Annotated in this window: 9 protein-coding genes; 5 read left to right on the forward strand and 4 right to left on the reverse strand. The window is 72.0% G+C overall.

Annotation, left to right across the window (positions count from 1 at the left end; translation table 11 throughout):
* Positions 1–6: 6 nt before the first annotated feature.
* From fdxA to ACTJJZ_RS01165, 3 genes are all read left to right on the forward strand, one after another.
* Complete coding sequence (gene fdxA / locus ACTJJZ_RS01155) at positions 7–327, forward strand: ferredoxin (RefSeq protein ID WP_440719331.1); 321 nt, start codon at positions 7–9, stop codon at positions 325–327.
* Positions 327–1,439 carry a succinyldiaminopimelate transaminase gene (gene dapC, locus ACTJJZ_RS01160; RefSeq protein ID WP_440719332.1) on the forward strand — a complete coding sequence of 371 codons (1,113 nt, stop codon included), beginning with the start codon at positions 327–329 and terminating at the stop codon, positions 1,437–1,439. The genes fdxA and dapC overlap by 1 nt, the downstream gene beginning before the upstream one ends.
* A 139-nt stretch (positions 1,440–1,578) precedes the next feature.
* Positions 1,579–2,874 carry a citrate synthase gene (locus ACTJJZ_RS01165; protein ID WP_440719333.1) on the forward strand — a complete coding sequence of 432 codons (1,296 nt, stop codon included), beginning with the start codon at positions 1,579–1,581 and terminating at the stop codon, positions 2,872–2,874.
* A 76-nt stretch (positions 2,875–2,950) separates the two neighbouring features.
* On the opposite strand, the gene ACTJJZ_RS01170 is transcribed toward ACTJJZ_RS01165, so the two are convergent.
* Positions 2,951–4,393, reverse strand: coding sequence for a DEAD/DEAH box helicase (locus tag ACTJJZ_RS01170; protein WP_440719334.1), 1,443 nt, complete (start codon positions 4,391–4,393; stop codon positions 2,951–2,953).
* 256 nt (positions 4,394–4,649) lie between these two features.
* Complete coding sequence (locus ACTJJZ_RS01175) at positions 4,650–6,050, reverse strand: MFS transporter (protein ID WP_440719335.1); 1,401 nt, start codon at positions 6,048–6,050, stop codon at positions 4,650–4,652.
* A 139-nt stretch (positions 6,051–6,189) separates the two neighbouring features.
* Here ACTJJZ_RS01175 and ACTJJZ_RS01180 point away from each other — a divergent pair, with 139 nt between their 5' ends.
* Entirely contained in the window at positions 6,190–6,759 is a 570-nt protein-coding gene (locus ACTJJZ_RS01180; protein ID WP_440719336.1) for a TetR/AcrR family transcriptional regulator, read from the forward strand.
* Here ACTJJZ_RS01180 and ACTJJZ_RS01185 read toward each other — a convergent pair.
* Together ACTJJZ_RS01185 and ACTJJZ_RS01190 are read right to left on the reverse strand one after the other, a co-directional pair.
* Positions 6,756–7,478, reverse strand: a complete 723-nt coding sequence (locus ACTJJZ_RS01185; protein WP_440719337.1) for a response regulator transcription factor — start codon at positions 7,476–7,478, stop codon at positions 6,756–6,758. The genes ACTJJZ_RS01180 and ACTJJZ_RS01185 overlap by 4 nt on opposite strands.
* Entirely contained in the window at positions 7,459–9,510 is a 2,052-nt protein-coding gene (locus ACTJJZ_RS01190) for an ATP-binding protein (protein ID WP_440719439.1), read from the reverse strand. The genes ACTJJZ_RS01185 and ACTJJZ_RS01190 overlap by 20 nt, the downstream gene beginning before the upstream one ends.
* Before the next feature lie 186 nt (positions 9,511–9,696).
* On the opposite strand from ACTJJZ_RS01190, the gene ACTJJZ_RS01195 reads away from it, so the two are divergent.
* Positions 9,697–10,401, forward strand: a complete 705-nt coding sequence (locus ACTJJZ_RS01195) for a hypothetical protein (RefSeq protein WP_440719338.1) — start codon at positions 9,697–9,699, stop codon at positions 10,399–10,401.
* Positions 10,402–10,424: the final 23 nt, after the last annotated feature.

Consider the following 10,424-nt stretch of genomic DNA (forward strand, 5'->3'; position numbering starts at 1 on the left):
GGAGCGGTGACGTATGTGATCGCTCTTCCCTGTGTCGATGTGAAGGATCGTGCCTGCATCGACGAGTGCCCGGTGGACTGCATCTACGAGGGTGAGCGTTCGCTGTACATCCACCCGGACGAGTGCGTGGACTGCGGGGCGTGCGAGCCGGTGTGCCCGGTCGAGGCGATCTACTACGAGGACGACCTGCCCGAGGAGTGGGCGGACTACTACAAGGCGAACGTGGAGTTCTTCGACGAGATCGGATCCCCCGGCGGTGCCGCCAAGGTCGGCGTCTACTCGTTCGACCACCCCCTCATCGCCGCCCTCCCGCCGCAGGGGGAGTAGTGGGCGTCCGCGACCTCGCCGACTATCCCTGGGACGCCGTCGTCGCGTATCGCGAGCGCGCCGCCGCCCATCCGGGCGGGATCGTCGATCTCGCGATCGGCTCGCCGGTCGACCCGACCCCGGACATCATCCGGCAGGCCCTCGCCGAGGCGACCGACGCGCACTCCTACCCGCAGACGGTCGGCACGCCGCCGCTGCGCGAGGCCATCGTGGAGTGGTACGCGCGCCGGCGCGGAGTCCCAGATCTGCGCATCGACAACGTGCTGCCGACCATCGGCTCGAAGGAGCTCGTCGCGCTGCTGCCGACGCTGCTCGGGATCGGCGCGGGCGACATCGTGGTGCAGCCGCGGGTCGCGTACCCGACCTACGCGGTGGGTGCGACCGTCGCCGGCGCGGCCGTGGTGTCCGAGGACGACCCCGCTCGCTGGCCCGAGGGCGCCAAGCTGATCTGGATCAACACGCCCGGCAATCCGGACGGCCGCACCTGGACCGTCGACGAGCTCGCCGCCGCGGTGCGCCGCGCGCGCGAGCTGGGCGCTGTCCTGGCCAGCGACGAGTGCTACGCCGAGCTGGGCTGGGACGGCCGCTGGGCCACGGAGCCCGTGCCCTCGGTGCTCGATCCGCGCGTCACCGGCGGCACCAGGGCCGGGCTGCTCTCCGTGTACTCGCTCAGCAAGCAGTCCAACCTCGCCGGGTATCGCGCCGCGTTCGTGGCCGGATGCGCACGCGTCGTCGGCGACATCCTCACCGCGCGCAAGCACCTCGGGCTCATGCCGCCGGCGCCCGTGCAGCACGCCATGGCTGTCGCGCTCCGCGACGATGAGCACGTGGCCGTGCAGAAGGAGCGCTACCGGCGGCGCAGGGACCTGCTGCGCCCCGCGCTCGTCGAGGCGGGCTTCCGCATCGACGGCTCCGAGGCGGGGCTGTACCTGTGGGCCACGCAGGGCCGCGACGCCTGGGAGTCGATGGGTGCGCTCGCGGATCTCGGCATCCTGGCCGGCCCCGGCCCGTTCTACGGCGACTTCTCCGCCGAGCACGTGCGGCTCTCGCTGACCGCCCCTCTTGAGCGCGTCGAGGCGGCCGCCGCGCGGCTGCGCGGCCGGGATTCGTAGGTTCCCGCAGGAAGACCGCCCGACTCTTGGCGGTTGTCACAGTAGGTTCCCACGCGGGCTAGGCTGTATGAGCGACGCGATCGCGTGCCCACCGGCCTGATCGCGCATCCCCCACACGAGACAGCATGAGGAGGTCTGCGTGAGCGCAGCGGGCGAGCGGCCTACGAAGGCGACGCTGACAGTAGGCGAGACGACCGCGGAGTTCCCGATCCTGCATGGGACCGATGGACACGCCAGCATCGACTTCTCCACCCTGACCAGGCAGACCGGGCACACCGGCCTGGACTACGGCTTCGTGAACACGGCCTCCACCAAGAGCGAGATCACGTTCATCGACGGCGACAAGGGCATCCTGCGCTATCGCGGATACCCGATCGAGCAGATCGCGAACACCTGCTCGTACCTCGAGGTCGCCTGGCTGCTCATCTACGGCGAACTGCCCAGCGCCACGGAGCTCGCCGAGTTCGACGAGAAGATCCGCCGGCACACGCTGCTGCACGAGGATCTGAAGCACTTCTTCTCCGCGCTGCCGCACACGGCGCATCCGATGTCGGTGCTCTCCAGTGCGGTCGCCGCGCTCTCGACCTACTACGAGGGCGAGACCGACGTGCACAACCCCGAGCACGTCGAGCTGAACATGGTCCGCATGCTCGCGAAGCTGCCGGTCATCGCCGCCTACGCGCACAAGAAGAGCGTGGGTCAGGCGTTCCTCTACCCGGACAACTCGCTGAGCTTCGTGGACAACTTCCTCAAGCTCAACTTCGGCGTGCACAGCGAGCCCTACGAGATCAACCCGGTGATGTCGCGCGCGCTCGAGCTGCTGCTGATCCTGCACGAGGACCACGAGCAGAACGCGTCGACGTCCACCGTGCGCCTGGTGGGATCCACCGGCGCGAACCAGTTCGCGTCGATCTCGGCCGGCATCCAGGCGCTCTCGGGCCCGCTGCACGGCGGGGCGAACGAGGCCGTGCTGACGATGCTCGGCCAGATCCGCGAATCCGGTCAGAGCGTGCAGCGCTTCGTGGAGCGGGTCAAGAACAAGGAAGACGGCGTGAAGCTCATGGGCTTCGGGCACCGCGTCTACAAGAATTACGACCCGCGCGCGAAGCTGGTCAAGGCGGCAGCGGACGAGGTGCTCGCCGAGCTCGGCGTGACGGATCCGCTCCTCGACCTCGCGCGTGAGCTCGAGGAGGTGGCCCTCGCGGACGACTACTTCCAGGAGCGTCGCCTGTACCCGAACGTCGACTTCTACACCGGCGTGATCTACAAGGCCATGGGTTTCCCGACCCGGATGTTCACGGTGCTCTTCGCGATCGGGCGCCTGCCGGGCTGGCTCGCGCAGTGGCGCGAGCTGAACCTCGATCCGCAGACCAAGATCGGCCGCCCGCAGCAGCTGTACACGGGTGCTGCCGAGCGCGAGTTCCGCCGGTCCTGACCGCCGCGCGACGCAGGACGACGAAAGAGGGGGATCCGATCGGATCCCCCTCTTGTCGTACGGCGACGAGCGCGTGTCAGCGCGCGGTCGGCGTGCCCTGCGGTCGCGAGGACCGGCGGCGCCGGCGGCGTGCCGGCGCCTCGCCCTGCGTGGCCGGGTGCTGCGCGGCGGGGTGCTGCGCGGCGCGGAGGTGGCCCTGGTGCGCGGCGGCCTGGCGGGGCTCACCCTGGCGGGGCTGGCCCTGGCGGGGCTGGCCCTGCCGCGGCTGACCGTGGCGGGACTGACCCTGTCCGGCGGGCTTCTTCGGCGCCTGACGCTGCGGCTGCTGCACCGGCGCGGGCTTCACGTAGGCGGCGGTCTCGCCGACCAGCGCCGCGACGACCGGGGAGGACGCCGAGACCTGCTCGATGTCGACGGCGATCTTGGCCTTGCGCAGCAGGTCCTTCGCATCGCGGCGCTGCTCCGGGAGCAGCACCGTGACGACGGTGCCCGCGGCGCCGGCGCGCGCGGTGCGTCCGGAGCGGTGCAGGTAGGCCTTGTGCTCTGCGGGCGGGTCCACGTGCACGACGAGGTCGACGTCGTCCACGTGCACGCCGCGCGCGGCCACGTCGGTGGCGACGAGCACGCGCACGCCGCCGTCGGCCGGGTCGGCCGAGAAGGCGGCGAGGTTGCGCTCGCGGGCGCCCTGCGCCAGGTTCCCGTGCAGGTCGACGGAGGGGATCCCCGCGGCGGTGAGCGCCTTGGCGAGCTTCTTGGCCTGGTGCTTGGTGCGGGTGAACAGGATGCGGCGGCCGGCGCCGGAGGCGAGGGTCTGCACGAGCGTCTTCTTCGCATCGGCGTCGGCGATCTCGAGCACGCGGTGGGTCATCTCGCCCACGGGAACGCTGGACTCGTCGACCTCGTGGCTGACCGGACGGGACAGGAACCGGCGTGCGAGCACGTCGATGCCGTTGTCGAGCGTCGCGCTGAACAGCAGACGCTGACCATCCGAGGGGGTCGCCGCGAGGATGCGGGTGACGCCGGGCAGGAAGCCCAGGTCGGCCATGTGGTCGGCCTCGTCGAGCACGGTGACTCGCACCCCGTCGAGCCGCACGACGCCCTGCTTCATGAGGTCCTCGAGGCGACCGGGGCACGCCACGAGGATGTCGACGCCGCGGCGCAGCGCCTCCTCCTGGGGGCGCTGGCTGACACCGCCGAAGACGGTGGCCACGCGCAGGTTCGCGGCCTGGGCGAGCGGCGCGATCACCGCGGCGATCTGCGAGGCGAGCTCGCGGGTCGGGGCGAGCACCAGCCCGTGCGGGTGCTGCGGGCGTGCCTTGGTGCCGCTGAGACGGGCGACCAGGGGGATCGCGAAGGCGAGCGTCTTGCCGCTGCCGGTGCGGCCGCGGCCGAGCAGGTCGCGGCCGGCGAGCGAGTCCGGCAGGGTGTCGCGCTGGATCGGGAACGGCTCGGTCTTGCCGCTCGCGGTGAGCACGGCGGCCAGCTTCGCGGGCACGCCGAGTTCGAGGAAGGAAGTCATGGATATCTCCTGGCCGGGTGTCCGGCCTCGGGGTCAGGGCGTCGCGGTGAACGGTTCGCAACGACGCATCAGGTCGCCGCTCGCAGAACCGGATCGCATTTGGGGGAACAGCTTCGGGAGCATGCTCCGCGCCCAGGGATCCAGGATGGCGACGAGATGCCGGATGATCCGACATCGCCACCAGTCTACGGGACGACGACGGGGTGCGGGTTCCACCTGCCGGAACCCGCACCCCGTGTCGTTCTCGGCGCGGCGGTCAGACCGCGTCGACGAGCTCCGGGACCGGCGCGCTCGCGGTTCCGATCGACGGGCGGGTGCGCACCGCCCAGACGATCGCGCCGGCCGCGAGCGTGCATGCCGCGACCAGTCCCCAGGCCATCGCGAAGCCGGGGGCGGATCCGTGCGGAGCGGATCCGAACACGATGGCGCCCGTCCCGGCAGACCCGATCGCGGAGCCGATCGTGCGGAGGTTCGCGTTCACTCCGGTCGCGACGCCCGTGACATCGGCGGGGACGCCCTGCACGACGATGCTCGCGGAGGCGGCGTAGGCCAGGCCGCAGCCGATGCCGAACCCGGCGCCGGCGATGGCGAGCTGCCACGGGGCGGTGTGCGCGAACGCGGCGGAGGCGGCCGAGGCGCCCATCAGCAGCGCACCGGCCGCGAGCATCGTCCGCAGCGACACGATCCGGCTGAGCGCGCCGGCCGCGAAGCCGATCCCGCTCATGCCGACGAGCATCGGGACGAGCACCAGCCCCGCGTCGCGGACGGAGAGGCCGCCGCCGCCCGCGGACGAGGAGAGCTCGAGGAACTGCGGCAGGTAGCCCCAGAACGCGAACACCCCGGCTCCGATCAGCAGCGAGGCGGCGTTGGCGGGCCAGATCGCGGCCGAGGTCATCAGCCGCAGGTCGACCAGCGGCTCGGCGGAGCGCAGTTCGGAGAGGATCCAGGCCGCGAAGGCGAGCACGGCGACCCCGAAGAACGCGAGCGTCGCGGGCGAGCTCCAGCCCCAGCGCGCACCGGCGCTGAGCGGCACGAGCAGCGCGACCAGCCACGCCGACAGCAGGAGGGAGGAGCGGGTGTTCACGCGGCCGTGCGCCCTGGTGCCGCTGTCGCGGACGGCCACGACGGTGAGGAACGCGCCGATCACGGCGACGAGGAACGGGATCGCGAAGGTGCCGCGCCAGCCGACCAGATCGGCGATCGGGCCGGCGAGCACGGTGCCCGCCGCGCCGCCGATGCCGATGACGGCGCTGACGACGCCGATCGCCCCGGTCACCCGCTCCCGGGGCAGCGCGTCCCGGAGCAGGCCGTAGGCGAGCGGGAACAGCGCCCCGCCGATGCCCTGCAGCACGCGGGCGACGATGAGGACGGTCAGGCTCGGGGCGACGGCGGCGAGCACGTCGCCGAGGGCGACGGTCGCGAGGGTGAGGAGGAACGTGGTGCGGCGCCCGCGCAGGTCGCCGACGCGGCCGAGCGTGGGGGTGGCGACCGCTGCGGCGATGAGCCAGGCGGTCATCGTCCAGCTGGCGGCGTCGGCGGTGACGCCGAACTCCGCCTGCACGAGCGGGACGAGGGGGATGACGAGATTCTGCAGAAGCGCGATGGACGAGACCGCCACGGCGATGGCGACCAGGATCGAAGTGGATGAGCGGGACATGAGTTCCCCTTCCGGAGCCTGGAGAAACGGGGTAAAGTGGAAGAAGGCCTCCGAACGGAGGGTTCCTCCGGATTGACATTACCGGAGGGGTCCTCCGGTTCGCAAGGTCTCCGACGAACTTTTCTGGAAGGACGGCACGATGGGCGGCGAGAACCGGGCGACGGCGACGCTGGAGGAGCGGCGTCCGCGCCGTGCCGACGCGGCGCGGAACTTCGACGCCCTCGTCGCCGCAGGACGGGCCGCGTTCGCGGAGGACGGATCCAGCGCCTCGCTGGAGGACATCGCCCGCCGCGCGGGTGTCGGCATCGGCACGCTGTACCGCAATTTCCCGACGCGCGACGATCTGATCGAGACGCTCTACCTGCGCGAGGTCGCCGCTCTCGCCGACTCCGCCGACGACGTGTCAGGGCTCGAGCCGTGGCCGGCTCTGGAAGCCTGGCTGGACCGGTTCGTGGAGTACGTCGGCACCAAGCACGTCCTGCTCGACGGGCTCAACCGGGAGTCGTCCGTGTTCGCAGAATGCCGCGGCGTCATGCTCGGCGCGGGGGAGCCGCTGCTGAAGCGCGCCCAGGCGGCCGGCGCGGTGAAGGCCGATCTCGAGATCGGCGACATCGTCAAGCTCGTCGCCGGCGTGAGCGCGGTCGCCTACGACGACGACGAGCAGCGTCGCCGCGTGCTCTCGCTCGCGGTCGGATCGCTGCGCGTCTAGGCACCGCCGGAGGCCGTCGCTCCGCCCGGTCCTGAGCGAGCACTGACCCGCAGATACGACAGGACGGCCGCGACCCGCCGGCTCACGGTCGGCTCCTCCGAGAGCGCCAGTTTCGTGAAGATCGCGTTCACGTGCTTCTCGATGGTCGACTCCGACAAGTGCAGCGTCTGCGCGATCGCGCCGTTGGTCTTGCCCTCGGCCATCTCCCGCAGCACGTCGAGCTCTCTCGGGGCGAGCGCGGTCAGCGGTGATGCGGCCTCGGCCACACGGCGCTCCACGAGGCGCTGCACCACCCCCGGATCGACCACCGAACGCCCGGCCGCGACTTCGCGCAGGGCGTGCAGGACGTCGTCGAGGTCGCCCACGCTCGACTTCAGCAGGTAGCCGAGGCAGTCCGTGCCGGCGGCGAGAAGCTGAACGGCGTAGTCCGCATCGGAGTACTGCGACAGCACCACGACCCCGATCCGCGGATGCTCGGCACGGATGGCGTGCGCGGCGGCGATGCCTTCCACGGTGTGCGTGGGCGGCATCCGGATGTCCGTGAGCACCACGTCCGGACGATGCTCGCGTACGACCGCCTGCAGCGTCTCCGCATCCTCGACGACGGCGATGACATCGACTTCGCCGGAGTCCTCGAGCAGGCGGCGGGTGCCCTCGCGCACGAGGTAGCTGTCGTCGGCGATCACGACGCGCAGTCTCTCAGCCGGTCGGTCGGACATGCGCCGCTCCGTTCTGCTCCGCCACGGGCAGTCGCATCGTGACGTCCGTGCCCGCCCCCCGGGCCGATCGTACGTCGAACGTGCCGCCGATCGCCTCCAGCCGGTCCCGCAGCCCCGCGAGCCCCGTTCCCGTTCCCGCGGCGGGGTCGAACCCGTTGCCGTCGTCGGAGACCTCGACGTGGAGGACGCCGTCGGATCGCGTGATCCGCACGGTCGCCTGATCGGCCGCCGAGTGCTTGACGGCATTGGTGAGGCACTCGGAGATCGCGAAGTACGCCGCACCCTCCGCGTCTGCGGACAGGCGTCCGGAGGCCCCCTCGCTCACCACGCGCACAGGGATGGGCATGCGTGCGGCCCGCTCTTCGACCGCCGCGACGAGCCCGCGATCGGTCAGCAGGGTGGGATGGATGCCGCGCACCAGCTCCTGCAGATCCTCCAGGGCGGTGCGGGCATCCGTCCGCGCCTGCGCCAGCGTCGTGGCGGCGAGCGATGAGTCCCGTTTGAGCTGATTGACGGCGAGCCCCAGCCGCGTGAGCAAGGCCACGAGCTGCTGCTGCACGCCGTCGTGCAGGTCGCGCTCCAGACGGCGCCGTCCTGCCTCTTCGGCCTGCAGGATCCGGGTGCGGGACGCCTGCAAGTCGACGATCTTCGCGGCGAGCTGCGCCGACAGTGCGCTGTTCGCCGCCGTCAGCGCGGCCTGCCGGGCGAGCGCCTCCAGGAGCGCCCGGTCCCGGTCGGCGTACCGGCCAATCTCCCGCGGACCGCACGCGACCTGCCCGAGCGGGATGGTCTCGGCCGCGAGCGGAGCGACGAGCACCGGTTCCTCGGCGGCGCCGTCCGCGGGGAGCCGGCCGGCGACTGCGATCTCGCCGCCGAGCTCGACGCGCACCCACTCGGCGCGCACGCCCTGACGCACGGCCTCGGCCACGGCGGCGGCGAGTTCACCGGGCGTGGAACCGGCGTCCAGCCGGCGCCCGACGTCGACCATGAGCGCCGCGCCCTCCAGCCGCTTGCCGAACACGAGCCGGTCGGCGAGCGCGGTGAGCCGTGTGCGTCCGACCGCCGCAGCGGCGATCACCACGACCGTCGTCGCCACGGCGAGCGCGAGCGGCAGCCGTTGCCCCGCCACGACTCCGACGAGCTCTGCCAGCAAGAGGTAGCCGGCGCCGATCGCCACCCACAGCGCCGCGTACAGCAGCGACCGGCGCACCACGACTCCGAGATCGAGCAGGTCGTACCAGAGCATGCCGATCAGCAGGCCGGCGGGGACGATGAACGCGAGCGGCAGGTACAGCAGGTACTGCAGTGCCGCCGGCATTCCCGGATCGATGAGGCTCAGCACGCGCATCAGGACGGTCAGCACCACCGCTCCCGCCGCCGCCGTGAGCGGCCACAGGATCCGTCGTCGATCCGTCGGACCAGACCGGATCCACCGCACCAGCAGCAGGCACGCACCGAGCGCGAGGGTGACGGGCGTGGCAAGGCGCATCGCCCACGCGGCCGCGTCACCGACAGCGGCCAGCGCAGGCACCGCCCACGGGGCGGGCGCGGCCGTCAGGTCGTTCCACACGTAATCGGCCGAGGTGAGCACCGGCACCCCGAACACCTCGGCGAGAGCGGCGACGGGCAGCAGCGCCACCGCGGCGCGCACGATCATGCGGTCGGCACGGGTGCGGTAGCGCCCGTCCGGGAAGACGACGAGGAAACCGAGGGACGCCGCACTCGCGAGCCAGATGATGACGTGCAGCAGCAGGATTCCGGCCCAGCTCTGGGCGCCGGCATCCGCCAGGGCCGAGTAGGCAGCGCCCCACCCGTACGCCATCGCAAGGAGCGCGCCCCACCAGAGCATGCGGCGGGCGGCCCCATGATCCGGCCTGCGCAGCACCGCGTAGCCGCCCACCAGCAGATAGGCCAGCGCGTTGGGCAGCGGAAGCAGCGACTGGCCGAGCCGACCGGCGGCGAGGCCCGCGATCGGCATCGTCGCCACTCCGGCCGCGCCGACGGCGAACGTCACGACATCCCAGCGCCGCATGCCCACGTCGTCATTATCGACGCGCCCGCATCGCCGCGACAGGGGGTGCGCCGNGGATGGCGGCTGCCCGCCACCGGATCCCTCGCGAACCGGGAGGCGGGCACCGTGCCGGCGGGTGCCGACGCGTCCGTACCGTCGGATCACGGCGCCGAACCGCGGCGCATCCCCTCAGGAATCGGAGTCATCATGTCCGTCATTCACCCCGCACCGGCTGTCGCCGGTCCGGCGCTGCGCACGCTCGGCGCCGTCTGCCTCGTGCTCGGCCCTGTCGCCTTCGCTGTGGCCGAGTACTCGGCTCCCGGGGCATCGCCGGGGGATCCGGCGGCGATGCTCGCCGCGATCGGCGAGCACTCCGTGGGCGCCGCCACCGCGATCGTCGCGACTCTGCTGTCGGCATTCTTCTTCATCGCCGGGATCTGCCTCCTGGCCGGCCGGCGCTTCACGCGCGGACGCGTCCTCGTGCCCACCGGGATCGGGCTCGTCCTCTGGTCCCTGCTGTCGAACACCCTTCTGCTGGGTCTGAACGTCGCCTTCATCGCGATGGCCGATCCGTCGCTCGACCGGGGACAGATGTCCGCACTGATGCGGGTCATCGGCGGCAGTCCGCTCGCGCCGGTGGCGCTGTCCGGCCACGACGTCCTGGTGGTCGCCTTCGTGGCGCTCGGCGTCGGCTTCTGGCGCGCGGGCCTCGGCCCGCGTTGGGCGGGCGCGGCCATCGCGCTGTGCGGGCTGGTGGATCTCGCCGGAGGGTTCTTCGGCGAGATGGGCGACCTCGTCGGCAGCATCCTGTCGAACGGACTCATGATCGCCGGGTTCGCGGCGGAGGGCTGGTTCCTCGCGCGGGAGGCGACGCGCGCTCCCGCGGAAGCCGTCGCCATCCCGGTGTCGTGAGTGGCTCCGACGCGCCGGCGCTG

Origin of the sequence: Microbacterium sp. 22242 (genome assembly GCF_052045495.1) — a bacterium.
In the GTDB taxonomy this organism is placed as follows: domain Bacteria; phylum Actinomycetota; class Actinomycetes; order Actinomycetales; family Microbacteriaceae; genus Microbacterium.

Excerpts from the sequence above, each read along its gene's own strand:
- ACTJJZ_RS01170 (WP_440719334.1), bottom strand. The coding sequence starts at position 4,393 with ATGACTTCCTTCCTCGAACTCGGCGTGCCCGCGAAGCTGGCCGCCGTG.
- ACTJJZ_RS01185 (WP_440719337.1), bottom strand. The coding sequence starts at position 7,478 with ATGTCCGACCGACCGGCTGAGAGACTGCGCGTCGTGATCGCCGACGAC.
- ACTJJZ_RS01195 (WP_440719338.1), top strand. The coding sequence starts at position 9,697 with ATGTCCGTCATTCACCCCGCACCGGCTGTCGCCGGTCCGGCGCTGCGC.
- ACTJJZ_RS01190 (WP_440719439.1), bottom strand. The coding sequence starts at position 9,510 with ATGCGGCGCTGGGATGTCGTGACGTTCGCCGTCGGCGCGGCCGGAGTG.
- ACTJJZ_RS01175 (WP_440719335.1), bottom strand. The coding sequence starts at position 6,050 with ATGTCCCGCTCATCCACTTCGATCCTGGTCGCCATCGCCGTGGCGGTC.
- ACTJJZ_RS01180 (WP_440719336.1), top strand. The coding sequence starts at position 6,190 with ATGGGCGGCGAGAACCGGGCGACGGCGACGCTGGAGGAGCGGCGTCCG.